23 protein-coding genes are annotated in these 25,219 nt (G+C 71.8%); 8 read left to right on the plus strand and 15 right to left on the minus strand.

The genetic code is table 11. The annotated features are described in order from the left end of the window. The first annotated feature begins 43 nt into the window (after positions 1-43). Entirely contained in the window at positions 44-727 is a 684-nt protein-coding gene (locus tag ACTJI1_RS02250; RefSeq protein WP_440741400.1) for a class I SAM-dependent methyltransferase, read from the plus strand. Between the two features lie 19 nt (positions 728-746). On the opposite strand, the gene ACTJI1_RS02255 is transcribed toward ACTJI1_RS02250, so the two are convergent. Both ACTJI1_RS02255 and ACTJI1_RS02260 read right to left on the minus strand, forming a co-directional pair. Continuing rightward, positions 747-923 (minus strand): hypothetical protein, encoded by a 177-nt coding sequence (locus ACTJI1_RS02255; RefSeq protein ID WP_310131110.1) that lies wholly within the window; start codon positions 921-923, stop codon positions 747-749. A gap of 45 nt (positions 924-968) precedes the next feature. Next, positions 969-2,153, minus strand: coding sequence for a toxic anion resistance protein (locus ACTJI1_RS02260; protein WP_310131107.1), 1,185 nt, complete (start codon positions 2,151-2,153; stop codon positions 969-971). A 146-nt stretch (positions 2,154-2,299) separates the two neighbouring features. Here ACTJI1_RS02260 and ACTJI1_RS02265 point away from each other — a divergent pair, with 146 nt between their 5' ends. Further along, positions 2,300-2,566: a hypothetical protein gene (locus tag ACTJI1_RS02265; RefSeq protein WP_310131104.1), complete on the plus strand. Its 267-nt coding sequence runs from the start codon at positions 2,300-2,302 to the stop codon at positions 2,564-2,566. Here ACTJI1_RS02265 and ACTJI1_RS02270 read toward each other — a convergent pair. Further along, on the minus strand, positions 2,550-2,921 hold the full coding sequence (locus tag ACTJI1_RS02270) for a DUF2200 domain-containing protein (protein WP_440741401.1): 372 nt from the start codon (positions 2,919-2,921) through the stop codon (positions 2,550-2,552). The genes ACTJI1_RS02265 and ACTJI1_RS02270 overlap by 17 nt on opposite strands. An 83-nt stretch (positions 2,922-3,004) precedes the next feature. Here ACTJI1_RS02270 and ACTJI1_RS02275 point away from each other — a divergent pair, with 83 nt between their 5' ends. Next, positions 3,005-3,370, plus strand: a complete 366-nt coding sequence (locus ACTJI1_RS02275; RefSeq protein WP_440741402.1) for an META domain-containing protein — start codon at positions 3,005-3,007, stop codon at positions 3,368-3,370. Positions 3,371-3,441: 71 nt separating this feature from the next. Further along, positions 3,442-3,921 (plus strand): hypothetical protein, encoded by a 480-nt coding sequence (locus ACTJI1_RS02280; protein WP_440741403.1) that lies wholly within the window; start codon positions 3,442-3,444, stop codon positions 3,919-3,921. A 68-nt stretch (positions 3,922-3,989) separates the two neighbouring features. Here ACTJI1_RS02280 and ACTJI1_RS02285 read toward each other — a convergent pair whose 3' ends face one another. Beyond that, positions 3,990-4,868, minus strand: coding sequence for a LysR family transcriptional regulator (locus ACTJI1_RS02285; protein WP_310131094.1), 879 nt, complete (start codon positions 4,866-4,868; stop codon positions 3,990-3,992). Positions 4,869-5,035: 167 nt separating this feature from the next. On the opposite strand from ACTJI1_RS02285, the gene ACTJI1_RS02290 reads away from it, so the two are divergent. Next, complete coding sequence (locus ACTJI1_RS02290; RefSeq protein WP_440741404.1) at positions 5,036-9,805, plus strand: ExeM/NucH family extracellular endonuclease; 4,770 nt, start codon at positions 5,036-5,038, stop codon at positions 9,803-9,805. Between the two features lie 77 nt (positions 9,806-9,882). Here ACTJI1_RS02290 and ACTJI1_RS02295 read toward each other — a convergent pair whose 3' ends face one another. Genes ACTJI1_RS02295 through ACTJI1_RS02310 form a run of 4 tightly spaced genes read right to left on the minus strand, consistent with a single transcriptional unit; the run spans position 9,883 to position 12,210 of the window. Continuing rightward, on the minus strand, positions 9,883-10,206 hold the full coding sequence (locus ACTJI1_RS02295; RefSeq protein ID WP_310131090.1) for a CHY zinc finger protein: 324 nt from the start codon (positions 10,204-10,206) through the stop codon (positions 9,883-9,885). Continuing rightward, on the minus strand, positions 10,203-10,814 hold the full coding sequence (locus ACTJI1_RS02300; protein WP_440741405.1) for a CbiQ family ECF transporter T component: 612 nt from the start codon (positions 10,812-10,814) through the stop codon (positions 10,203-10,205). The genes ACTJI1_RS02295 and ACTJI1_RS02300 overlap by 4 nt, the downstream gene beginning before the upstream one ends. After that, the gene (locus tag ACTJI1_RS02305; RefSeq protein ID WP_440741406.1) at positions 10,808-11,503 is read right to left on the minus strand and encodes an energy-coupling factor ABC transporter ATP-binding protein; all 696 of its coding nucleotides are present in this window, start codon (positions 11,501-11,503) and stop codon (positions 10,808-10,810) included. The genes ACTJI1_RS02300 and ACTJI1_RS02305 overlap by 7 nt, the downstream gene beginning before the upstream one ends. Then, positions 11,500-12,210, minus strand: a complete 711-nt coding sequence (locus tag ACTJI1_RS02310) for a biotin transporter BioY (protein WP_440741407.1) — start codon at positions 12,208-12,210, stop codon at positions 11,500-11,502. The genes ACTJI1_RS02305 and ACTJI1_RS02310 overlap by 4 nt, the downstream gene beginning before the upstream one ends. Positions 12,211-12,362: 152 nt before the next feature. Here ACTJI1_RS02310 and ACTJI1_RS02315 point away from each other — a divergent pair, with 152 nt between their 5' ends. After that, positions 12,363-12,872 carry a TetR/AcrR family transcriptional regulator C-terminal domain-containing protein gene (locus ACTJI1_RS02315; RefSeq protein WP_440742167.1) on the plus strand — a complete coding sequence of 170 codons (510 nt, stop codon included), beginning with the start codon at positions 12,363-12,365 and terminating at the stop codon, positions 12,870-12,872. On the opposite strand, the gene ACTJI1_RS02320 is transcribed toward ACTJI1_RS02315, so the two are convergent. Continuing rightward, positions 12,853-13,233, minus strand: coding sequence for a DUF3566 domain-containing protein (locus ACTJI1_RS02320; RefSeq protein ID WP_310131078.1), 381 nt, complete (start codon positions 13,231-13,233; stop codon positions 12,853-12,855). The genes ACTJI1_RS02315 and ACTJI1_RS02320 overlap by 20 nt on opposite strands. Positions 13,234-13,441: 208 nt before the next feature. Next, positions 13,442-14,071, minus strand: coding sequence for a ScbR family autoregulator-binding transcription factor (locus ACTJI1_RS02325; RefSeq protein ID WP_440741408.1), 630 nt, complete (start codon positions 14,069-14,071; stop codon positions 13,442-13,444). 132 nt (positions 14,072-14,203) lie between these two features. Between ACTJI1_RS02325 and poxB the strand changes: the two genes are divergently transcribed. After that, on the plus strand, positions 14,204-15,937 hold the full coding sequence (poxB, locus tag ACTJI1_RS02330; protein ID WP_440741409.1) for a ubiquinone-dependent pyruvate dehydrogenase: 1,734 nt from the start codon (positions 14,204-14,206) through the stop codon (positions 15,935-15,937). 24 nt (positions 15,938-15,961) lie between these two features. Here the strand turns inward: poxB and ACTJI1_RS02335 are convergent, their stop codons facing one another. The 3 genes from ACTJI1_RS02335 to ACTJI1_RS02345 all read right to left on the minus strand — a co-directional run bounded on the left by ACTJI1_RS02335 (position 15,962) and on the right by ACTJI1_RS02345 (position 18,950). Then, positions 15,962-17,716, minus strand: a complete 1,755-nt coding sequence (locus ACTJI1_RS02335) for an LCP family protein (protein ID WP_440741410.1) — start codon at positions 17,714-17,716, stop codon at positions 15,962-15,964. Positions 17,717-17,846: 130 nt separating this feature from the next. Further along, positions 17,847-18,353: a MarR family winged helix-turn-helix transcriptional regulator gene (locus ACTJI1_RS02340; RefSeq protein ID WP_310131071.1), complete on the minus strand. Its 507-nt coding sequence runs from the start codon at positions 18,351-18,353 to the stop codon at positions 17,847-17,849. A gap of 51 nt (positions 18,354-18,404) precedes the next feature. Further along, entirely contained in the window at positions 18,405-18,950 is a 546-nt protein-coding gene (locus ACTJI1_RS02345) for a hypothetical protein (RefSeq protein ID WP_310131069.1), read from the minus strand. Positions 18,951-19,026: 76 nt separating this feature from the next. Here ACTJI1_RS02345 and ACTJI1_RS02350 point away from each other — a divergent pair, with 76 nt between their 5' ends. Then, the gene (locus ACTJI1_RS02350; RefSeq protein WP_440741411.1) at positions 19,027-19,614 is read left to right on the plus strand and encodes an NADPH-dependent FMN reductase; all 588 of its coding nucleotides are present in this window, start codon (positions 19,027-19,029) and stop codon (positions 19,612-19,614) included. Between the two features lie 31 nt (positions 19,615-19,645). Here the strand turns inward: ACTJI1_RS02350 and ACTJI1_RS02355 are convergent, their stop codons facing one another. Continuing rightward, positions 19,646-20,422, minus strand: a complete 777-nt coding sequence (locus tag ACTJI1_RS02355) for a DNA-formamidopyrimidine glycosylase family protein (protein ID WP_440741412.1) — start codon at positions 20,420-20,422, stop codon at positions 19,646-19,648. 48 nt (positions 20,423-20,470) lie between these two features. Continuing rightward, positions 20,471-25,204, minus strand: a complete 4,734-nt coding sequence (locus ACTJI1_RS02360; RefSeq protein WP_440741413.1) for an Lhr family ATP-dependent helicase — start codon at positions 25,202-25,204, stop codon at positions 20,471-20,473. Positions 25,205-25,219 lie beyond the last annotated feature (15 nt).

Raw genomic sequence — 25,219 nt, forward strand, 5'->3', positions numbered from 1 at the left:
CGCGCAGGCTGGCGTCATCGATCCGCGACGACAGGAGCAACCGATGACCGAGACGCCGACACGCACCGAGGCGCCGACACACACCGAGGCGACGCAGGAGTTCCCGCAGCACCGCCTCCGCGGGCGCTTCAACTCCGCGTTCTTCCACGCGATGGGCCCGTACTTGGACTCCGCACTCCACCCGCACAAGGAGCGGGTGTTCGCGGACCTGCCGGGCGAGGTGGTCGAGATCGGCTCCGGAGTCGGGGCGAACCTGCCCTACCTCCCGGCCGGCGCGACGCTCATCGCCCTCGAGCCCAACCGCGCCATGCACGACCGCCTGCGGGCGGCGGCGGCCGGGCACGGCATCCGCCTCGACCTTCGCGAGCGGATGGCGGAGCGGACCGGCCTGCCGGACGGGGGCGCGGACACCGTCATCTCCTCGCTCGTGCTGTGCTCCGTGGCCGACCCGGATGCGGCGCTCGCCGAGGTCCGCCGCATCCTCCGCCCGGGCGGCACGTTCCGCTTCGTGGAGCACGTCGTCGCGCCGCAGGGCACGCCGACGCGAGCGGCCCAGCGGGCGTTCCGCCGCCCGTGGGGGTGGACCTTCGAGGGATGCTCGTGCGAGCGCGACCTTGAGGGCGCCGTGCGCCGGGCGGGATTCGCGGACGTGCAGGTCGAGCACTACCGGCTGCACACCCCGTTCCTGCCGTTCAACACGCAGATCGCGGGGATCGCCCGCGCCTGACGGGGGGCGGGTGCGCGGCTCAGTAGTCCTCGCGGCGGTCCTGCTCGGCGGCGACGACGGGCTCGGCCTCGGCGAGCTCCTGGAGGGTGGTGCGCAACTGGTGCGTCAGCCACTCCTTCGAGACCTCTTCGTCGCCGCCCGAGATCTCGTCGAGCTGGGCGAGCCGTTCGGCGGCGGAACCGTGCAGGTGGTCCATGGTGACCTCCGGGTGAGTGGATGGTGTGGAGCGGACGGCCGCAGCCTACGGGGCGCGGGTCCCCTCCGGGCGCGATTTGCGGAGATATTCGCGGGAGCGGGCGACCTGCTGCTCGAGCGCATCCACCGTCCTCGCCATGTTCTTCACGGCGCCGTCGCGGTAGGTCTCGATGCTGTCCATCGTGGCGAAGACGTTGTCGAACGCTCGCTGGAGCACCTCGACGTCGACGGCGGTGGATGTCTGCTCCTTCTGGATCTGCTCGGTCTGGCGGCGCAGGACGTCACCGGTCCGGTCGATCAGGGAGTTCGTGCTGTCGTGCAGCGCGCCGAGCTGGTCGATGACCATGCGCTGGTTCTCGAGCGCCTGTGCGACCACGACCGCCGTCCGCAGGGCGGAGACCGTCGTCGTCTTGGCGCGCTCGACGCCCTTCACCAGCTCGACGTTGTTCTTCTTGATGACGTCGAGCGCCAGGTAGGCCTGCACCGAGACGGCGATCTGGGCGGTCAGGTCCTGGCGGCGCTGGCGGATGGGGAACAGCGCCTCTTTCTCGAGCCGCGTGGCGCGGTCGGGGTCCGTGACCCGGAGCTCGGAGGCCTTGTCGACGGTCGCCCGGTCGAGCGCACCGGCGAGCACGACGTACTCGTTCAGCCGCTCGGTGGTCTTCCAGAGGGCGGCGCGCTCCTCCTCGATCTCGACGTTGTCGCGGCGCAGCCACTCCTGGCCGTGGTCCAGGGAGGCGACGATCCCGTCGAGCTGCTTCTGGGCGGACTCGAACCGCTGCACGTACTGGCGGAGGCGCCGGCCGCCCGGAACCCGGGACAGCATCCGGTAGCGTCCGGTCAGGTACTCCGGGTCGAAGTCGCTCACCGTCGCGCGCAACTCCTGCAGGGTGCGCAGCACGCCGTACTGCGGATCGGTGCGGACCGCCTTGCCGCGCGCTGCGGCGAGGGAGGCGGCCGGGCGGCTCAGCATCCGGCGGGAGGCGTCCCCCGACTCGCGCATCTCGGCGACGCCCAGGCTCGAGAACCCGGTGATCTTGCGGCGGAACGCGTCGCTGTCGGGGTCGGCGGCGGCGAGCTCGTCGATCCACTCCTTCGCGCGCGACCGGAGTTCGGCCTCGCGCTCGGACGACAGGTGGACCATGGTCACGGCCTGCTCCTCCGGGATCTCGGGTACGGCGTCCGGCGGGCGGAGGCCCTCGTCGGACGCGCTGGTGGCAGCGCTGCTCATGCCGGGATTGTGCTCCCTCGGGCTGGGATTTGTAAGGGAGAACTTCACCTCGGTGACGGGATGCTCCCAGATGGTGTGTTGCCGGGCCGTCACCCCCGGGTGCATCATGCGGGCGACAGCGCTGCACCGAGGGGGTTGGGGGAACGATGGCCGAGCCGACGTTCCTCGCGCTCTTCCTCTTCCCCGAGGAGGATCGTGATCCGTTCAGCATCCGGCTGCCGGTGATCTCCGACCGGCCGGCGGAGATGCTGCGCGCCTCGACCACGTTCGAGGGCGTGCGCGCGGTCGACGTCTTCCGCCTGGCGGACGCGAGCTCCTGGCCGGAGGCCGCCGCCTACCTGTACCAGGAGACGGTTCCCGGGACCGTGCGCGACGACGCGTCGGTCGAGCAGGTGCTCACGCCGGACGACTGACGGGCTGCCCCCGCAGGATCGACGACATCTTCTTGCCGCCCGCCACCTCGTCGACGAGCTTGTCGAGGTAGCGGATCCTCTGCATCAGTGGGTCCTCGATGTCCTCCACCCGCACGCCGCAGATCACGCCGGTGATGAGGGAGGCGTCGGGGTTCATGCGCGGGGCCTCGGCGAAGAACGTCTGCAGGTCGACCCCGCGTTCGATGGCGGCGTCGAGGCCGGCGCGATCGTACCCGGTCAGCCAGGTGATGACCGTGTCGAGGTCCTCGGTGCTGCGGCCCTTGCGCTCCACCTTCGCCACGTACAGCGGGTAGATGCGGGCGAAGCTCATGCCGAAGAGACGCTCCTGTGCCATGTCCCCACGGTAGCCGCCGGACGGCTTCGGCGCACCCGGTACTGCCTTTCGCGCCCGGCCGGCGGGGCGTAGCGTCCGGCGCCATGGAGAGCACACGGAGAGCGGGAGCGGCGGCCATCGTGGTCGCGCTGCTGATGCTGACGGGATGCACGCCGCAGCCGAGCAGCGACGTCCCGGGCAAGTGGGGGAGCACCGATCCCGGTGAGCCCAACCTGATCATCGACTCCGACGGCTCCTACACCGGGTCGGACGGATGCAACACGATGTCGGGCAAGGGCACGATCTCGGGCACGACGATCGAACTGGGCACGGTCGCGACGACCCAGAAGGCGTGCGCCGACGTCGACACGTGGATGTCGACGGCCGAGAGCGGCAAGGCCGACGGGAACACGATGGTGGTCTACGACTCGTCGGGGAAGAAGATCGGGACGCTCCAGCGGAACGACTGATCCGCGCGCCGGTGCCGGAATGCCGGGTGGGCGCGTAGCGTTCCCACCAGCGAACGGCCGGAAGGAGCACCATGACCGACACCCAGCCCGGGACCGCACAGCGGGAGTTCTTCGCGGAGGTGGCGGCGGAGTTCCTGCAGCACTACCGGCGAGGCCCGCGGTTCCTCGCGGTGACAGGCGTGCCCGAGAGCGACCCCGGCCGGGTGGCCGACGCGCTCGCCGCGGCGCTGCGCGACGCCGGCCAGGAGACCGAGCGCGCCGACGTGACCGAGGGGACGACCGCCGACGCTTTCCGCGCGGATGTCGTCGCCCCCTTCCGTGAGCGCGAAGCGGTGCTCGTCGTGGCGGGGCGGGGACTGCTCGGCCCCGACTTCCGCGGCTTCTGGAACTTCTCGCTCTGGGTCGAGCACGACCCGGAGCGCAGCCCCGACTGGTCGTTCGTCACGACCGGCCAGAAGGACCCGCTCGGCGCCCCGCGCGAAGTGGCGTCCGTCCTGCTCGACGACACCGACCCCGAGCGGCCGCGCCGGCTCTGGGCCGACTCCTGCTGACGCTCGGCCACCGCTGACGCTCGGCCACCGCTGACGCGCGACCGTCGCCGACGCGCGACCGTCGCCGATCACTCGGCGAGCGAGTCGAGCTCCTCGTGCACGAAGCGCGCGAACTGCTCGGCGGCGGCCGACTGCGAGCGGCTGCGGTTGCGGGCGAGGCCGATGATGCGGCGCGCCTCGTCGCGCAGCGGCACGGCGACGATGCCGGGCTCCACCGGGGTGTCCGGGATGAGCGCCACGCCCACCGCATCCCGCACCAGGCCGCGCAGCGTCGACAGCTCGGTGACCTCGATCACCGGGTTCATGACCACGCCGTGCGCCGAGAAGTAGGCGTCCGCGATGTGCCGCAGGCCCGAGCCGGTCCGCAGCGCCACGAGGTCGTACGGTTCGAGGTCGGGCACGCTCACGGCGTCCCGCCCCGCGAGTGGATGGCCCTCCGGCACCCCGAGCACGAGACGCTCGGCGGTGAGCGGCTTCCACTCGATCTCCGGGTCGCGCGGGTCGGGGCTGAGGAAGGCGAGGTCCGCCGCACCGTCGCGGAGCGCATCCAGCACCGTGTCCGCCGTGCCGCCGCGCAGCACGAAGCGGATGTCCGGGAACAGTCCGCGGTACTCGCTGATGACCCGGGGGATGAGCCACCCGCCGAACGAGGACACGTAGGCGAGGGAGACGGTTCCGCCGGACGGGTCGCGGAGCGCCTCGATGCGGGCGCGCGCGTTCTCGAGCTCGGACTCGGCGCGCACCGCGTGCGCGAGCAGGATCTCGCCGTACTGGTTGAGCTCCAGGTGGCCGCGGCGGCGGTCGAACAGCTCGACGCCCATCTCCTGCTCCAGCCGGGCGAGGGACCGCGTCAGCGTGGACTGCGAGACGCCGAGGGTCTCGGCGGCGAGGGCGGGATGCCCCTCCGCGGCCAAGGCCCGGAAGTGGGCGATCTCGTCGATCCGCATGCCTCTCATCATGGCGCATCCGCCGTCGCCCCCGTGCGGTGCTCAAATGAGCGGTCTACCCCTCAATGAGTTTTCTGTACGTTCACACACGAGAAACAGTCCCGTTCGACGGCTTCTCTACGTTGGCCGCGGACTCATCCCACGCACCTCACCGACCGAGGAGAACAATGTCAACCAGATTCGGCAGGCTGGCGCGCGCCACCGCCGCCGCGATCGCGGGAGCCGGCCTCGCCGCCGGTGCGCTCGTCGCCACCCCCGCCTTCGCCAGCTCCGACGGCACGGGTGTCGTCATCAACGAGGCCTACCTGTCCGGCGGCAGCGCCGGCGCGGCCTACACGAACAAGTTCGTCGAGCTCTACAACCCGGGTGCCAGCGCGGTCAGCCTGTCGGGCTGGAGCCTGCAGTACCGCCCGGCCACCGGCACGAGCGCGTCGACCGGCGTCGTGCCGCTCACCGGTTCCATCGCCGCCAAGGGCTACTACCTGGTCGGGGGCGGCTCCAACGGCGCCAACGGCCAGGCGCTGCCGACGCCCGACGCCGCAGGGAACGCCCTCAACCCGAGCGGCACCACCGGCACGCTCATCCTCGCCAAGTCGGCCTCCGCTTTGACGCTGCCGACCGGCTCGGTGACCTCCGACCCGAACGTCGCCGATCTCCTCGGCTACGGCACCCCGAACACGTTCGAGAAGGCGAAGGCGACCGCCCCGTCGGGCAACACCGACGTGAAGTCGCTCGTGCGCACGAATGCCGCCGACACCGACGACAACAGCGCCGACTTCACGCTGAGCGCGACCATCACGCCGCAGAACACGGCCTCCACTCCCGGCGACCCGGGCACCGGCGACCCCGGGACGGGAGACCCGGGAACCCCGGCCGACACGGTCGCCATCGCCGACATCCAGGGCACCGGGGACACCAGCCCGAAGGCGGGCACGACCGTCACCACCACCGGTGTCGTGACCGCGCAGTACGCGACCGGCGGGTTCAACGGCTTCTACATCCAGACCCCGGGCACCGGCGGCGCCGTCGACCTGGCGACCCACACCGCCTCCGACGCCGTCTTCGTGTACGGCTCGTCCGCCGCGGCCGGTGTCGCGCAGGGCGACTACGTGAAGGTCACCGGCGCGGTCAGCGAGTTCAACGGCCTCACGGAGATCACCGCGGGCACCGTCACCAAGCTCGACGCCTCCACGGTCACGGCCCCCGCGCCCGCGACGGTCGGCCTCCCGGCGACGGCCGCTCAGCGCGAGAGCCTCGAGGGCATGCTGGTCGCCCCGCAGGGCGCCTTCACGGTCACCGACGTCTACTCGGCGAACCAGTACGGCGAGATCGGGCTGGCTGCCGGCTCCACGACCCTCGTGCAGCCGACCGAGGCCGCCCGCCCCGGCACGGCCGAGTACGCCGCCGTCGTGGCCGACAACGCCGCCCGCGCGGTGACGCTGGACGACGGCGCGTCGACCAACTTCCTCAGCGCGGCCAACAAGTCGAAGCCGCTGCCGTACCTGTCGCTCAGCAACCCGGTCCGTGTCGGCGAGCCCGTCACGTTCACCAAGCCGGTCGTGCTCGATTACCGCAACAACGCCTGGAAGTTCCAGCCGACCTCCGAGCTCACGCCCGCAAACGCGGCGACCGTGCAGCCGGTGACCTTCGCGAACACCCGCACGGCAGCCCCGGAGAACGTCGGCGGCGACCTGCGCCTGGCGACCTTCAACGTGCTCAACTACTTCACCACCACGGGTGACCAGCTGAGCGGCTGCACGTTCTACACCGACCGCGACGGCAACCCGATCACGGTCAACAGCGGATGCGACGCGCGCGGCGCCGCGGACGCCGCCAACCTGAAGCGCCAGCAGGACAAGATCGTCGCGGCGATCAACGGCCTCGGCGCCGACGTGGTGTCCCTGGAGGAGATCGAGAACTCGGCCCGCTTCGGCGAGGACCGCGACTCCGCTCTCGCCACCCTCGTGGGTGCGCTGAACGCGGCCGCCGGCTCGGAGGTGTGGGCGTACGTGAAATCGCCGTCGCAGCTCCCGGCGACCGAGGACGTGATCCGCACCGCGTTCATCTACAAGAAGGCGAACGCCGTCCCCGTCGGCGCGTCGAAGATCCTCGACGACCCGGCGTTCTCGAACGCCCGGCAGCCGCTCGCGCAGGCCTTCAAGAAGGTCGGCACGAAGGACTCGTCGGCGTTCCTCGCGATCGTGAACCACTTCAAGTCGAAGGGTTCCGGCACGGGCGCCGACGCCGACCAGGGCGACGGCCAGGGCGCGTCGAACGCGTCGCGCGTGAAGCAGGCGAACGCGCTGGTCGCCTTCGCCGACGAGCGCAAGGCGGCGCTGAAGACCGACAAGGTGCTCCTCATCGGCGACTTCAACGCCTACCTGAAGGAGGACCCGATCAAGGTCCTCACCGACGCGGGCTACGTCGACCAGGTCAGCACACGCACCTCGAAGGCGACCTACTCCTTCGGCGGGACGACCGGCTCCCTCGACCACGTCCTCGCGTCGCCTGCGGCCAACGCGGCCATCACCGGTGCGGACGTCTGGAACATCAACTCGGGCGAGTCCGTGGCGCTGGAGTACAGCCGCTACAACTACAACGTCACGAACTTCTACGCCGCCGACCCGTACCGGTCGAGCGACCACGACCCGATCGTGGTGGGCCTCGGTCTCGCCGCGAAGCCCGTGACGCTGAACCTGCTGAACATCAACGACTTCCACGGCCGGATCGACGCCAACACCGTGAAGTTCGCCGGCACGATCGAGAAGCTGAAGGCGGAGGGCGGCGAGGCGAACTCGCTCTTCCTCTCCAGCGGCGACAACATCGGCGCCTCCCTGTTCGCCTCCGCCTCGGCGGGCGACATCCCCACGCTCGACGTCCTGAACACCCTGGGGCTCAAGACCAGCGCGGTCGGCAACCACGAGTTCGACAAGGGCTACGCGGACCTCACCGGACGCGTGAAGGATGCGGCGGACTTCTCCTACCTCGGAGCGAACGTCTACGAGAAGGGCACGAAGACCCCCGCCCTCCCCGAGTACGCCACCTTCGACGTCGACGGCCTGACCGTCGGCGTGATCGGCGCCGTGACGCAGGAGACCCCGACGCTCGTCTCGCCGGGCGGCGTCTCGTCGCTCGACTTCGGCGACCCGGTCGAGGCGGTCAACCGCGTCGCGGGTGAGCTGACCGACGGCGACCCCGCCAACGGCGAGGCCGACGTGCTGGTCGCGGAGTACCACGAGGGCGCCGGCTTCGGCACGCCCGACGGTGCAACGCTCGAGCAGGAGGTCGCGGCCGGCGGAGCGTTCGCCGACATCGTCACCAAGACGAGCGCCAAGGTCGCGGCGATCTTCACCGGCCACACGCACAAGCAGTACGCGTGGGATGCTCCGATCCCCGGAGTGGACGGCAAGACCCGCCCGATCCTCCAGACCGGCAGCTATGGCGAGAACATCGGCCAGGTCACCCTGACCGTCGACCCGGAGACGGATGCGGTCACCGCCTACACCGCGCGCAACGTCGCACGGACGACGGACGCCGACGCCGCCCTGGTCGCCGCCTACCCGCGGGTCGCCGCGGTGGAGACGATCGTCGACAAGGCGCTCGCCGACGCGGCCGTGATCGGCAACCAGAAGGTCGGCTCGGTGACGAAGGACATCACCACCGCCTACCTGAACGGCGCCCGCGACGACCGCATGAGCGAGTCCACGCTCGGCAACCTGGTCGCCGACTCGCTGCTGTCCACCCTCTCCTCGCAGGAGCTCGGCGGCGCCGAGATCGGCGTGGTGAACCCGGGTGGTCTGCGGGCGGAGCTGCTGTACGGCACCGACGGGAGCATCACGTACGCCCAGGCCAACGCGGTGCTGCCGTTCGTCAACAACCTGTGGACCACGTCCCTCACCGGGGCGCAGTTCAAGCAGGCGCTGGAGCAGCAGTGGCAGCGCAACGCCGACGGCACCGTGCCGAGCCGGCCGTTCCTCAACCTGGGACTGTCGAAGAACGTCAGCTACACCTACGACGCGACGCGTCCGGAGGGCGACCGGATCACGAGCATCCTCGTGAACGGGAAGCCCATCGACCCGGCGAAGTCGTACCGGATCGGCTCGTTCTCCTTCCTGATCCAGGGCGGTGACAACTTCCGTGCCTTCGCGGCCGGGTCGAACACGAAGGACTCCGGACTGATCGACCGCGACGCGTGGATCAGCTACATCCAGAAGAACAGCCCGCTGTCGCCCAGCTTCGAGAAGCGCGGCGTCGGCGTGAGCGGCGTGCCCACCGGGACGCTGCAGCGCGGTCAGCAGGTCACCCTCCAGGTGTCCAAGCTGAACCTCACCTCGCTCGGCAGCCCGGCCAACACGAAGCTCGACCTGTCGTGGAACGGCTCCGCAGCGCTCGGCAGCGTGCCGGTGGATGCGGCGGGCAGCGCGACGGTCGCCTTCACGGTTCCGGCGGACGCCGCGGGCGCCAGCACCCTGGTGCTGACGGCTCCGGACTCGGGCACCACCGTCCGCGTCCCGCTCACCGTGGCGGACGCGCCGTCCAACCCGAAGCCGGGGGCGGACCCGAAGGCGGCCAAGGAGTCGGCGCTCACCAAGGCGCTGAAGGACGCGGTCACCGTCGACAAGGACACCTACCGCCCGGGTGAGGCCGCGCAGGTCACGGTCGGCGCGAAGCACGCCGGCGAGTGGGTCTCGGTCTGGCTGTACTCGAAGCCGCAGAACATCAGCGGCGGCTGGGTGCAGGTGCCGGCGAGCGGTGTGGTCGCCCTGACCATCCCGAAGGACGCGGGCAACGGCGAGCACAAGCTGTCGGTGCAGAACGCCTCCAACGGAGTGATCGGCTGGACGACGCTCAAGGTCAAGGCGGACAAGCCGTCCACCGGGATCCCGGTGATCGACTGGCTGCTCGACCTGCTGGACCGCATCTTCGGCTGGTTCTAGCCCTCACCGAGTGGTGAGTGGATGCGTCAATCCTCACCGATTGGCGACATCTGCTCACCACTCGCGTGGTCTGGGGGTCACGGCTCGAAGTACAGGTGGGTGTGGAGCCGGCAGCCGGGGTTGAAGGGCGCCGCGCAGTGCGGGCAGGCGTCGACGCGGAGGTACTCGGCGATCGTCAGCTCGCTGCCGCAGACGCCGCAGAGCACGGCCTCCCTGTCCCGGCTCTCCCGGGGCCACTGCTCGGCGGGATGCCCGGCCGCCTCGGCGTGGCACAGGTGGCACGGGTAGTACTCCCCGCAGCAGGCGAACCGGATCGCGATCACGTCGAGCGGCGACCGGTAGTGGATGCAGCGGGTCTCGTCGTCGACGACCGGTCCGAGCACGCGGGGACGGTCCGTCATCGCACGCCCCGCGCGGAGAGCGCCTCGCCGAGCTGGTCGGCGTGCTTGAGGGAGAGGATGAGGAACGGCACCGCGAAGAAGCGTACGCCGGGCCGGGCGCCCCGCGCACGCTGCGCCTCCCGCACCTCGCCCGCGAGCCGCGCGAGCACGGGGACGGTCGTGAGCGTGACGGTCAGCAGCACCGCCGCGCGCCCCGAGTCGAGGTGCAGCCGCTCGAGCGGGCGGAGGCCGCGCTCGACGGCGTCGAGGAGGGCAGAGACGCGGGTCGTCAGGGCCAGCAGGCCGGCGAGCAGCACGGCGCAGGTGACGCGCGCGGTGTTCGCGACGGCGGGCTCGGGCCCCAGGAAGATCAGCTGGGCGCCGAGCGTGACGACGACCAGCCAGCGGAGCGCGATCGTCTGCCGGGCCAGCTCGCGCATCCCGAGCATCCCGTCGTCGAGACCCGCGAGGGCGTAGGCGGCCACGGTCGTCGTCGCCGCCGCACCGGCCGCCCACCACAGCGAGGGCAGGAGCGAGACGGCCAAGACGAGCACCAGCAGGAGCACCAGCTTCGGCCCCGCCGGCATCCGGTGCAGGATGCCGTTGCCGGGCCGGTAGAGGCTCAGCACGTGAGCGCCGCCTCGTACTCGGCGATGACGTCCTCCGGATGCCCGACCGCCTCCACCCGGCCCGCGGTGAACAGGACCGCCGCGTCGCAGCGCGCCGCGAGCGTCAGGTCGTGGGTCACCAGCACGAGGCGGTGGCCCGCGTCCTCCAGCAGGTGGGAGGCGACGAGGCGGGCGTTGCGCGCATCCAGGTACGTGGTCGGCTCGTCGGCGACGACCAGCCGCGGGCGCCGGACGAACGCCCCCGCGAGGGCGAGCAGCTGCTTCTGGCCGCCGGAGAGCTCGTGCGAGGAGCGGTCGCGCAGCGCGGACAGTCCGAAGCGGTCGAGCGCCTCGTCCACGCGCCGTGCGGTCTCGTCGCGCCCCAGTCGCTCGGGGCGCAGCGAGAAGGCGACGTCCTCCGCGACCGTCGGCATGACGATCTGAGCATCGGGGTTGCTGAAGACGACGGCGACCTCACGGCGCAGCTCGGCGGCCTGCCGCACCGGATCGTGGCCGAGGATGCGCACGCCGCCGTCGGTGGCCGTCACCAGCCCGGCGAGCAGGCGCGCGAACGTCGACTTGCCGGAGCCGTTCTCACCGACGACCGCGACCGTCCGGGCGTCGAGCGCGAGGCTGACGTCCCGGAGGGCGTCGACGTCGCCGAGCCGGACGCCGACGTGGTCGAGGAGGATCGCGGGGGAGTCGGTCACGGCACCCGCGGCTCGGCCGGCTGCGTCGGCTCGGCGGCCTCCGCAGCGCCGGGCGCGGTCACCGCGGTCTCCGCGGTCACGGTCGTGGTCTCCGCCGGATGGACCGCGCTGCGCGGCGCGACCCACGTGCGGCGGAACGCCCGCGGGTAAGCGCGCACCAGCGTCATCACGATGGCCGTCGCGATCACCGCCTTCACGAGGTCGCCGGGCACGAACACGAGGCTCAGCGCCGCCGTCGTGTCGAGCGGGAGGCGGGTCACCAGGCTCTGCACCGGCACGCCGAACGCGTAGACGACGAGGATGCCGCCCACGATCATCCCGAGCAGCGTGCGCCACCACACCGGGCGGCGGCCACCCGCGTGCACGATCAGGCCGATCACCAGCGCGCCGGCGATCCAGCCGAACAGGTAGCCCGCGCTCGGGCCGACGAACACGCCGATGCCGCCGCTGCCGCCGGAGAGCAGCGGCAGCCCGACCGCCACGAGGGCCAGCAGCACCGCCATCGACAGCGCGCCGAGCCACGGGCCCAGGATGGCGCCCGCCAGCATCACGCCGAGGGTCTGCGCCGTGATCGGCACCGCGCCGAAGACGCTGAGGCCGCCGGGGAGGCCGAGCACGGCCACGATGGCGGCGAAGACCGCCACGCGGGCGAGGTCGGTCGCGTCGAGCCGGCGGCGGGATGGAGTCGGGGGAGTGGAGGTGGTCACGGGCGCATCCTTACCTGAACGGTGTTCACCTGAACGGTGTTCACTATACTGACGAGGTGGCAGGGAACGAAACCGGACGGCGGCACTCACGCGACGACGTGGCCGAGGCGGCGCTCCGCATCCTCGACGACCTGGGACTGGCCGACCTCACGATGCGCCGCCTGGCGGGCGCGCTCGACGTGCAGCCCAGCGCCCTGTACTGGCACTTCCCGAACAAGCAGACGCTCCTCGCCGAGCTCGCCGACCGCATCGTCGCCGCGCGCACGGCTGAGCCGCTCGCTGAGGACGCCGCGTGGCAGGATGCGGTGCGCGCCGAGGCGGACGCGCTGCGGGATGCGCTGCTCGCCTACCGCGACGGCGCCGAGGTCGTCTCCAGCACGCTCGCCCTCGGCCTCGGCTCGCCGGGGACCGTCGACCGGCTGGCCCTGGCGGTCGCCCGCGGCGGCTTCGACGTCGAGACCTCACGCCGGTCGGCGACGGCGCTGCTCCACTTCGTGCTCGGCCATGTCTCGCACGAGCAGCAGCGCGTCCAGTACGACTCGCTCGGTGTGCTCGTGGATCACCCGGAGTCGCCGCTCGACGAGGACGACCCGGCGGCCGCCTTCGCCTTCGGCGTCGGGCTGTTCGTCGGGGGACTCGAGCTCAGTCGCTCCCGAACGTGACCTTCCAGCCGCCCACCACGTGCACGGCGAGGTTGAACAGGGCGGCGAAGATCGCGCCGAGCGCGGAGACCACGATCACCTCGAGGAGCGCGACCACCAGCGTGAACGTCATCACGTTCGGGAACGTCAGGCCGGCGACGAGGTTCGCGCCCTGCGCGCCGGCGATGTCCTCCAGGAAGTTGCTCGCGGCGCCCACCACGCCGAACCGGTCCAGCGCGTACCAGAGCAGCAGGCCGACCACCACGGTGATCGCCGCGACGATGATGCTGACCAGGAACGACATCTTCAGAGCCGACCAGAAGTCGACGTAGACCAGTCGCATCGTCGCCCGGCGCTTCTGCGCCTTGCCGCGTGACGGCATGCACTTCCTCCCCAACGAACCACGCGCACCGTCGCCGGCGCTCCCCCGTCGGGCAAGTCTACGGGACGCCTTCGCGCATGCCGGGAGGGACGGAGCGGCGGTGTTCGCCGAGTCCATACCGATCGTCCGGTTATGGCATAGAATGCATTGTGCACCTCGGCGCGGCCGCAGCGGATTGGGGGCGCTGCGGCCGGGTCGACGTCCCGGCTCAGCGGATCAGCTCGGGAAGCGCCGCCAGCGCGGTCGCCCGGTCGTCCGCCACGATGCCGGGGAGCAGCACGGTCCACAGATCGCGCACCCGCTGCAGCAGGTCGGCGCGGCCCGAGAAGGTCTCCGACACGAGCTGCACGCCGGTGTAGGAGGCGACGACCACGCTCGCGAGCATCCCCGGGTCGAGGCCCGGCCGCAGATCGCCCTCCTCGACGCCCCGGCCGAACAGCGTCTCCGCCAGCCGCTGCCAGTCGCGATACGGATCGGTGGCCGGCGTCTCGAAGAACGCGATGTCGGTGGTCAGCCGGATGCCCGCCTGCACGACCGGGTCGGTGAGCAGCTGGTGCGCGAGCACGCCGCTCAGCAGCACCATCGTCTCCAGCCCCGGCCGCTCCTGTTCCAGCACCTCGGCGGCCGCGGCCATGGTCCGCCGGTGCTGCTCGGCGATGACCGCGCGCGCCAGCTCGTCCTTCGAGGGGAAGTGGAAGTACAGCGCGCCCTTCGTGACACTCGAGGCGGTGGCGATGTCGGCGATCGACGTGAGGCCGTACCCCCGGCGACCGAACACCGAGGCGGCGCCCTCGACGATCGTGTCGCGGGTCACCTGGGCCCTCGCCTGTTTCACCATGATGCGCTCACGTTAACCCACTCTTCCTTTCCGCAGGATGAACGATTTCCGTCAGGGGCGTAGGTTTGGCCTGCCGGGAGTGCGACGCGGTCCGACCGGCGCATCCGATGCACCGATCGAGGGAGGAACGCCATGCCCACCGTCGCCGACACGACCGTCGAGATCCTGCTGGACGCGGGGGTGACCCGGGTGTACGGCATCCCCGGCGACTCCCTCAACGGCTTCACGGACGCGATCCGCCGCAATGACGCGATCACCTGGGAGCACGTGCGGCACGAGGAGGCGGCGGCGTTCGCCGCGTCGGCCGAGGCGGCCCTGACCGGCGAGCTGGCGGTCTGCGCGGGCAGCTGCGGGCCGGGCAACACCCACCTGATCAACGGGCTGTACGACGCCAACCGCAGCCGCGTGCCGGTGCTCGCCATCGCCGCCCAGATCCCCGGTGCCGAGATCGGGAGCGGATACTTCCAGGAGACGCACCCGCAGGAGCTGTTCCGCGAGGCGAGCGTCTACACGGAGCTGGTCAGCCAGGCCGACCAGATGCCGCGCATCCTCGAGATCGCGATGCGCACCGCGATCGAGCGCCGCGGGGTCGCGGTCGTCGTCGTGCCCGGCGAGATCTTCCTCGCGGACAGCGCCGGGCGCCGCAAGTCGGCCCCGATCACGTTCTCGCCGCGGGTGACGCGACCGACCGATCCCGAGCTCCAGGCGGCCGCGGACATCCTGAACGGGGCCCGGAAGGTGACCATCCTCTCGGGAGCGGGCGCCGAGGGTGCGCACGCGCAGCTCGTCGCCGTCGCGGAGGCGCTGAAGGCGCCGATCGTGCACGCCATGCGGGGCAAGGAGTTCATCGAGTACGACAACCCGTACGACGTCGGGATGACCGGCCTCCTCGGCTTCTCCTCCGGCTACCGGGCGATGGAGTCGTGCGACGCGCTGCTCATGCTCGGCACGGACTTCCCGTACCAGCAGTTCTTCCCGTCGAAGGCGAAGATCGTCCAGGTCGACATCCGCGGCGAGAACCTCGGGCGGCGCGTCCCCCTCGACCTCGGGCTCGTCGGGAGCGTGAAGGACACGGTGGAGGCGCTGCTCCCGCTGCTCAGCGAGCGCAAGGACCGCAAGCACCTCGACTCCTCGCTCGCGCACTACGCCAAGGCCCGCAAGAGCCTCGACGACCTGGCGGTGAACGACCGCAACCGCACGCCCATCCACCCGCAGTACGTCGCGCGGCTGGTCAGCGAGCTGGCCTCGGAGGACGCTGTCTTCATCCCGGACGTCGGCTCGCCGGTGGTGTGGGCCGCCCGCTACCTGCGGATGAACGGACGGCGCCGCCTGATCGGCTCGTTCACCCACGGCAGCATGGCCAACGCGCTGCCGCAGGCGATCGGCGCACAGACGGCGTTCCCCGGGCGCCAGGTGGTCGCGCTCGCCGGCGACGGCGGACTGGCGATGCTGCTCGGCGAGCTGCTCACCCTGCGTCAGAACAAGCTTCCGGTGAAGATCGTCGTCTTCAACAACTCGTCGCTGAACTTCGTCGAGGTGGAGATGAAGGCGGCGGGCTTCGTGAACTTCGGCACCGGCCTGGAGAACCCGGACTTCGCCCAGCTCGCGCAGGCCGCCGGGCTGCACGGTCAGCGCGTCGAGAAGCCGGACGAGCTGGAGAGCGCGCTGCGCACCGCGTTCGCGCACGACGGACCGGCGCTGGTGGACGTGGTCACCGCGCGGCAGGAGCTCAGCATCCCGCCGGCGATCACCACGAAGCAGGTCGCCGGCTTCACGCTCTACGCGCTGCGCACGATCATGAACGGCCGCGGCGACGAGCTCATCGACCTCGCCGACACGAACGTCTTCCGCCGCCTGTTCGACTGAGGCCGCCGCTGCGCGCAGTCCGCGTCAGTTGATGCAGACCTTGTCGCTGTAGTTGGTGGCCGGGCCGGAGGGGGTGGGGGCCGGTGCGGGGGCGGCGGGAGCGCCGCCCGCGGCGGGCGCGGCAGGCGCGGCGGGCATGATGCCGTCGTCGCCGAGCACCACGGTCACCGTGCTGACGGTGTCCGTCTGCTGCACCGCCGCGCCCGGAAGGTAGGCGGCGACGGCCTTCGCCTGCGCCTCCTGGCCGGACTTGTACTGGATGACCGTGGTCGCGCGCGTGTCCGCATCCCCCGGGGTACCGGTCTTGAAGCCCGCCGCGGCCAGGGTCTGGGTCGCGGTGGTCGCCGCGCCGTTCGCGCTGCCTCCGTTGAGCACCGTCACCGTCGTGTCCGCGGGCTTCGCGGCGGTCGCGTTGTCGTACGCCGACGGGGTGCCCATCAGGCTCTGGATGAACGCCGGCATCGCCGCGGTGTCCACCTCCACGATGGAGATGTCGTCGCCGTCGACCGTGATGGTCGGGGTGCCCGAGATCGGGATGGTCGCCGACTGGATCTTCCCCCCGGTCAGCCCCTGCAGCTGGGTCGCCAGCTGCAGGAAGTTGAGGCCCGGGTCCGTCTCGAGCGAGCCGCTCACCGCATCCAGCACCTTCGTCAGCTTCGCCGGGTTGAGGAGCGTCCCGGCGGAGAGGAATTTGTGCGCCTCGACCGACAGGAAGTACTGCTGACGGACGACGCGGTCGAGGTCGCCGCGCGGCAGGCCGTGCCGCTGGCGCACGAAGGACAGGGCCTGCTTCGCATCCAAAGTCGATACACCGGCCGGGAAGTTCGCGCCCGAGTACGGGTCGTCGACGGCGTTGTTGAGGCACACCTGCACCGGCCCGAGGGCCTGCGCGATCGTGTAGAAGCCGAGGAGGGACACGCGGACGTAGTGGTCGATGCTCAGCCCGGTCAGGTTCTGCACCGTCTGGATGAGCAACTTGGCCCCGCTCGTCGGGTCGGTTCCGCCGCCGCCGAGCGAGAAGGCGGCGTTGAGCTTGTTCATGCCGTGACCCGGCACATCCACCCAGGAGTCGCGCGGCAGCGAGATGAGGGTGGCCGACTTCCCGTTGGCCGGGATGTGCAGGACCATCATCGTGTCGGTGTTCGTGCCACCGCCGTCGTCCGTCGTGCTGAGCTGGTCGAGCTCGGCCTGCGTCGCCCCGGTGGGGCGGTGGTCGTCGCCGACGAGCAGGATGTTCTGGTCTTCGCCGTCGACGTCGCTGGCGGGCTTCGAGATGACGTCCACGTGCTTGACGCCGCCGACGAAGCGGAAGTAGCTGTACGCGGCGTACCCGCCGACCACCACGAGGATCACGGCCAGCGCGGCCGCCGTCCACGCGACGATGCGCTTGGCGCGGCGGCGGTTGCGCGGCGGCTTGCCAGGGCCGGCCGGGGTTCCGCCGGTGCCGTCGCCGCCGTCGCCGCCGCGGCCGTTGCCGTCGTCGCCGTTTCCGCCGCGGCCGTTGCCGCCGCGTCCGCCGCCGCCGCTGCCGCTCCCGCCGCGTCCGCCGCCGTCACGCCCGGCGCCCGTCCCGCCGAGCCCGGGGGCGTCGCCGCCGAGGCCGAACGGATCGAAGGGCTTCGCACCCCCGCCGGTGGGCACCCCGGCCGCGGGCCGGGTCGCGCGCACGGGGCGGCGCGGGTCGGTGGAGGGAACGCGGCCGAAGACCTCGGTCGCCGGAGGCTGCTGGTCGCTGCCGTCGGCGCCGGGTCCTGTCGCGGGGAAGTTCGGGCGTCGCACACGGAAACGCTAGGGGGCGACGCCTTGGAACCGCCTGGTTTCCGCCGGTGTTCCCGACGAATGGCCAGGAATTCCGCGACGCCCTCCCAGCGGACACGCCGCCGGAGCGGCCGGCGGTCTGCGAGAACGCTCAGTCGTCGCAGTCGTCCGGAGGGGCGCAGTCCTCGGCCGCGATCGCGGCGGTCATGGCGTGCGCGATGCCCAGCAGCTCTTCCTGCTGCTCTGCTGACAAGGCGTCGAACAGGATGCGGCGGATCGTCGCCGAGTGCTTCGGCAGAGCGCGCACCACGACGCGACGGCCCTCTCCGGTGAGGTGGATCCAGCTGGCCCGGCGGTCCTCCGCGCACTCCTGCCGCTCGACGAACCCGCGCGCGGCCATGCGCGTCACCTGGTGCGAGACCCGGCTCTTCTCCCAGCCGGTGACCTCCACGAGGTCGCGGACGCGCAGCCGGCGGCCCGGCGATCGGGTGAGCGCCATGAGCACCTCGAGCTCGGAGATCGAGATGCCGTCGTCGTGCTGCAGCTGCGCGTCGAGGGTGCGGTCGAAGCCGCGACGCATCGTGTGGAACGCCTGGAACAGCTCCAGCTCGTCGTCCGTCAGCTTGCGCGGATCGGGACGCGTGCGCACGGTGGCCATACGCCATCCTGACACGGCGGCGGGGCCGTTGCACGGCGCCGCCGCGTGCGCTCAGTGGACGAGCGCCTCCAGGAAGACGACCAGCACGCCGAGCGCCACGATCGCCAGCAGCACCGCGAGCTGGCGCCAGCCCGACAGGCCCGTGCGCGACACCGCGATCCGCGCGATCACCGCCAGGGAGATGATGAGCGCGACGATCGCGATCGTCATGCCGGTGCGGTCCTCGATGACGTCGAAGACCGCCAGCCCGACGGAGATGAGGGGCACCACCAGCACGCCGAGAGCGCGTGAGGACACGGCCACCATGTGGCGGAACTCCAGCGCGGTCGGCAGGTTGCTGTGCACGATCATGTGCGACACGAGATCCGACGCGAGGCCGGCGAGCAGCACGCCGACGACCGAGATGACCAGGGTCCACAGCACGGTGGGGGAGTCGAGCTCGCCGCCGTGGGCGTTCATCGCCATCAGGATCGCGAGCGCGGTGAACGTGACGTAGATGCGCTCGCGCAGTCGGTCGCCCGCCTGCCGCCGCTGCTCCTCGGTGGCGTCGGCCGGGAGGTGGATGTCGTCGCTGCGGTCGGTGCGCTCGTCGGACATGCGGTGAGCCTACCGGGAATGCGAGACGGCGACCCGGGGTTCACATCGATGACACGTCATCAAAAGGAAGGCTGACATGACGAAGATCGCCATCATCATCGGAAGCACGCGCCCGGGGCGCAACGGCGAGGCCGTGGCCCGCTGGGTGTACGAGAACGCCGCGAAGCGCACCGGCGTCGAGTACGAGCTCGTGGACCTGAAGGACTGGGACCTGCCGCACCTCGACGAGGCCATGCCCGCCGCGATGGGCCAGTACGCGGGTGAGCACACCAAGGCGTGGGCGGCCAAGATCGCCGAGTTCGACGGCTACGTGTTCGTCACTCCCGAGTACAACCACAGCACGTCGGGCGCGCTCAAGAACGCGATCGACTACGTCGGGGCCGAGTGGTACAACAAGGCGGCCGGCTTCGTGAGCTACGGCGTCTTCGGCGGTGCGCGCGCCGTCGAGCACCTGCGGCTGGTGCTCTCGCAGCTCCAGATCGCCACGGTCAGCGCCCACGTGGGCCTGAGCCTCGCGCACGACTTCGAGAACTGGCAGCTCAAGCCGACCGACCAGCAGACGGCCGCGCTGACCCCGCTGTTCGACCAGCTCGAGTCGTGGTCCGCAGCGCTCGCGACGGTTCGCGCCGACGCCGAGCAGGAGGAGGACGAGGCCGCGGCCTAGTCCCCCTGGTTCGTGCTTCTGCCCGGTCCGCCTACGTCTGGCAGACCGGGCAGAAGTATGTCACGCGCTCTTCGAGCTCGGTGCGCCCGAGCGATCCCGACCGGATGGGCGTCCCGCAGCGCCGGCACGGCTGGCCGCGCCGCCCGTAGACCCAGGTGTTGCGTCCGCGGCGTGTGTCGCCGGTGGTCACCCGCAGCGGCCGGTCCCGGTTCACGGTGATCAGGCGGTGGCCGAGGTCGATCGCGGCGGCCAGGTCGGTCTCGCCCGCGGGACGCGTGGGCAGCATCCCGCGCAGGAAGCACAGCTCGTTGGCGTAGACGTTCCCGAGCCCCGCGAGATTGCGCTGGTCCAGCAGCGCGACCGCGACCGGCGTCTCCGGATGCGCGGAGAGCCGGCGAAGCGCCTCCGGCGCGTCCCAGTCCGGCCCGAGCAGGTCGGGTCCCAGGTGGCCGACCACGTCGTCCTCCCGGTCGCGCGGGACCACCTCGAGGATGCCCAGCTGGAACCCCACTGCCTGCGCCTCCTCGTTCCGCAGCACGGCCCGGGCCTGGTAACCGGGATGCCGCCAGCGCCCGTCCGGCGGGTACACCTCCCACGAGCCCTCCATCTTGAGGTGGCTGTGGATGGTCTGGTCGCCCACGCGCATCAGCAGGTGCTTGCCGCGGCTCAGCACGGCATCCATCCGTCTGCCGGAGAGGTCGACCGTGGCGAAGGCCGGCACGCGGAAGTCGGTCTCGGTCAGGATGCGGCCGGTGAGCGCGCGGTCGAGGCGCTTCGCCGCCTGGTAGACGGTGTCGCCCTCAGGCATGGCGGTGTCCTGTCGTCAGCGCAGGCTCCGTCATCCGCGCAGGCTCTGTCATCCGCGGAGCCTCAGGCCGCGCGGGGTGGCGAGGAAGCCGGCCTCCGAGAGCGCGTCGCCGAGCGGTGAGCCCAGGATGAAGCCGCCGTTGACCGTCTCGACCGCGAGCTTGTCGACGCGCCGCATCGTGACGAGCGCGGCGAGGGCGCGGGCGGCGGCGCGGAGGACCAGCGCGGGGTCTCCGGCGCTCACGGAGCGTTCGGCGCCCTGTCCGGCGTCAGCTCCTGGCACTGCATCCGCCCCGGCCACGAAGCACAGCAGGCTCTTGCCGCCCCGCTCGACGTACAGCGTCAGCTCGCCGTCGACGAGCACGACCAGCGCGCCCGCCTTCCGCCCCGGTCGGTGACCGGTGCCCGACTCGCCCGGAACCGCCGGCCACGGGAGCGCGGCGCCGTACGGGTTCGCCGGGTCGGTCGCCGCGAGCGCGACCGCCTCGTACGGCCGCTCCTGGGTGTGGTCGCGCGAGAACGACCGCAGCCGGTCGACCGTGGCTCCGCTGGCGAACTGCGCGGCGCCGAGGGTCTCGATGAAGTAGCCGCGGCGCGCGCGTCCCGTCTCCTCGAACCCGCTGAGCACCTTGTAGGCAAGCGCGAAGCCGCCCGGCGTCCCCTCGTTCATGACCGAGCCGCGGGTCACCACGCCGTACCGGTCGAGCAGCGTCTCCGCCTGCCCGTGCGCGCGGACCGTGGAGTCGAGGTCGCGCTCCGGCAGCAGCGACCAGCGCCCGGCGACCGTCGGGGGACCCATCCGCGTGACCATGGCGGAGCGGGTGGGCACGCGGCCGCGGTACATGCGCGCGCGGGTCGGCTGGCGGGGGCGCTTGTGCGCGCCCGAGCCGCCCGCCGTCAGCGTGCGCAGGGGCGCGAGCGTGTCGTTGGTGATGCGGCCCGCCCAGACCAGGTCCCAGAGCGCCGTGACCAGCTCTGAATCGTCGATGGCGGATCCGCGCTCGGTGCCCAGCGCGTCCGAGAGCTGACGGAAGAAGTACCCGCCGCCGCGCCCGAGCGCCTCCAGGATGCCGCGCTGCAACTCGTCGGGCTCATGGTCCGAGGGCGGCGCGAGCGTGAGCGGGGCCGAATCGGCCAGGTGCAGGCTGATCCACCCGTCGTCGCCGGGAAGGCTCCCGTCTCCCGACCAGATGACCTCGCCCGTCGCCGTGAGCTCGTCGAGCATGGCCGGGCTGTAGTCGGAGACGCGGCTCGGCAGCACCAGAGACTCCCACGCGGAGGCCGGGATGCGCGCCCCGGCCAGCTGCTCGATCACCGAGGCCACCGCATCCACCCCGCGCAGGGTGGAGCCGACGTGCTGCCACTCCGGCAGGAATCGGCCGAAGGTCGGGGTGTCGACCGGCTCGACCTCGTGCCGGAGCGCCGCGAGCGACATGCGCCGCAGCCGGCGCAGCACCTCCGCGTCGCTCCACTCGGTGCCGTGCGCGTGCGGGCGGAACTCGCCCTCCACGACGCGCCCGTCGCGGGCGAGCCGGCGCAGCGCGTCGTGGACGATCGCGGGTCCTAGTCCCAGTCGCGTCGCGACGTCCGCCGTCTCGAACGGACCGTGCGTGCGCGCGAACCGGCTCACCAGGTCTCCGAGCGGGTCGTCCACCGGTTCGATGAACGCGAGCGGGACGCCGATGGGCAGCGGGACGCCGAGCGCATCACGCAGCCGGCTGGCGTCCTCGATCGCGGCGAAGCGCTCGACGCCGGCGATCGTCACGGCGAGGGCGCGGTGCGTGTCGACGAGGGTGGCGAGGTGGGTCGCGGCGGTCGGCGGGTCGGCGTGCGGCGCGACGAGGTCGGCGTCGGCAGCGGCCCCGTCCGCATCGGCGCCGTCAGCCTGGCCGGCCGGCGCGACGCCCTGCTCGCCCTCCAGCCGCTCCGCGACCTCCTCCACCGAGAGCGGCCCCAGCAGCCGCAGCAGGTCCGCCACCCCCTCGACACCGCGCACGCGGCGCTCGGGGGCGAGCCGCTGCAGCTGCAGTTCGACCCGCTCGATGACCTGCGGATCCAGCAGCTCGCGCAGCTCCGCACGCCCGAGCAGCTCGGCGAGCAGTCCCGCGTCGAGCGAGAGCGCCGCCGCGCGTCGCTCGGCGAGCGGGCTGTCGCCCTCGTACATGAACGCAGCGACATATCCGAACAGCAGCGAGCGGGCGAAGGGCGACGCCGTCTCCGTGGCGGCCTCGACCAGGCGGATGCTGCGCTGCTCGATCTGCTTCGCCACGTCCGTCAGCGCGCCGAGGTCGTAGACGTCCTGCAGCACCTCGCGGATGGTCTCGAGGATGATCGGGAAGGTCGGGTACTTGCGCGCCACATCCAGCAGCTGGGCCGCCTTCTGCCGCTGCTGCCAGAGCGGCGACCGCTTGCCCGGGTTGTACTTGGGCAGCAGCAGGGCGCGGGCGGCGGACTCCCGGAACCGCGACGCGAAGAGCGCGGACCCGCCCACCTCCGCCGTGACCAGCTCGTCGAGCTCGTCCGGCTCGAAGACGAACAGCTCGCCGCCCGGAGGCTGCGCCTCGGTGTCGGGGATGCGCACCACGATGCCGTCGTCGGCCGCCATCGCGCCCGCGTCGATGCCGTACCGCTCGCGGACGCGCGCCTGCACCGCCAGCGCCCACGGCGAGTGCACCTGCATGCCGAACGGGGAATGCAGCACAACGCGCCAGTCGCCGAGCTCGTCGCGGAAGCGCTCGACGACGAGGGTGCGGTCGGTCGGCACGTGCCCGGTGGCCTCCTTCTGCTCGCGCAGGAAGGAGAGCAGGTTGTTCGTGGCCCAGGCGTCGAGGCCGGCCTCCACGCAGCGGAGCTCCGCATCGGCGGGCGAGGCGCTGCTCAGCTCCCGGACGAATGCACCCACCGCCCGGCCCAGTTCCGCCGGACGCCCGATCCCGTCGCCCTTCCAGAACGGCAGACGACCGGGCTCGCCGAACGCCGGCGTGACCAGCACGCGGTCGTGCGTGATCTCCTGGATGCGCCAGCTCGTGGACCCGAGGGCGAACACGTCGCCCACGCGCGACTCGTAGACCATCTCCTCGTCGAGCTCGCCCACGCGGCTCGCCTTCTCGCCGACCATGTACACGCCGAAGAGGCCGCGATCCGGGATGGTGCCGCCGCTCGTGACAGCGAGTCGCTGGGCGCCCGGACGGCCGGTGATCGTGCCGGTGTCGCGGTCCCACACGATGCGGGGCCGCAGTTCGGCGAACTCGTCGGACGGGTAGCGGCCGGCGAGCAGGTCGAGGGTCGCGTCATACGCGCTGCGCGGGAGCGTCGAGAACGGGGCGCTGCGCCGGACGGCGTCGAACCAGTCGTCCGCGTCGATCGGTTCGAGCGCTGCGGCGGCCACGGTCTGCTGCGCCAGGATGTCGAGCGGGTTGGCCGGGACCTTGAGCGACTCGATGAGCCCGGCCGTCATCCGCTCCGTGGCCACTGCCGAATGGATGAGGTCGGCCCGGTGCTTGGGGAAGACCACGCCGCGCGAGATCTCGCCCACCTGGTGTCCCGCCCGGCCGACGCGCTGCAGGCCGCTCGCCACGGACGGCGGCGCTTCCACCTGGATGACCAGGTCGACGGCGCCCATGTCGATGCCGAGCTCGAGGCTCGAGGTGGCGACCACGCACCGCAGCCGGCCGGACTTCAGGTCGTCTTCGATGAGCGCCCGCTGCTCCTTGCTCACCGACCCGTGGTGGGCGCGGGCCAGCACCAGCGTGTCCTCGTCGGCGACCGCCTGCGAACCGCGGGTCTGCCCGGAGCCGCCCATCAGCTCCGCGGGCGCCCGGGTGGGCGCCGCGTCGGCGGCTCCGCCGAGCAGTCGCTCCTCGTAGATCTCGTTGAGCCGTGCCGTCAGGCGCTCCGCCAGGCGCCGCGAGTTCGAGAACACGATGGTCGACCGGTTCTCGAGCACACGGTCGACGATCGCCTCCTCGACGTGCGGCCAGATGGACCCGGCCTGCGGCGGCGACCCGTCGTCGGGGTTCTCGCTCGCGAACGTCGAGGTGCCGAGCTCGCTCATGTCCTCCACCGGCACGACCACGCGCAGATCGAAGCGCTTGCCCGCGGGCGGTGCCACCACCTCGACGGCCGCGCGGCCGCCGAGGAAGCGGGCGACCTCCTCCGGCGGACGGACGGTGGCCGACAGGCCGATCCGCTGCGCAGGCCGTTCGAGCAGCTGGTCGAGCCGCTCCAGCGACAGCGCGAGGTGGGCGCCGCGCTTGGTGGATGCGACCGCGTGCACCTCGTCGACGATCACGGTCTCGACGGTGGTCAGCGTCTCGCGCGCCTGCGACGTGAGCATCAGGAAGAGCGACTCGGGCGTCGTGATGAGGATGTCGGGCGGGCTGCTCAGCAGCGCCCGACGGTCCGACGCCGGTGTGTCGCCGGAGCGGACGCCCACGCTGACGTGCGGCGGCTCGGCGCCGAGGCGCTTGGCCGTCTGCGTGACGCCGACCAGCGGCGCGCGCAGGTTGCGCTCCACATCCACACCCAGCGCCTTGAGCGGGGAGATGTAGAGCACCCGGGTGCCCGGCTTCGCGTCGGCCGCGCGCGGGGCGGCGGCGAGGCGGTCGATCGCCCACAGGAACGAGGCCAAAGTCTTGCCGGATCCGGTCGGCGCGATGACGAGTGCGTGCTTACCGTGCGAGATCGCGTCCCAGGCGCCCTCCTGCGCCGCGGTGGGCGCGGCGAAGGCCCCACGGAACCACTCACGGGTCGCGGGGGAGAAACGATCGAGCACGTCGGCCATCCCTCCATCTTGCAC

The sequence above is a fragment of the Leifsonia sp. 22587 genome (assembly GCF_052044215.1).
Lineage (GTDB): Bacteria > Actinomycetota > Actinomycetes > Actinomycetales > Microbacteriaceae > Leifsonia > Leifsonia shinshuensis_C.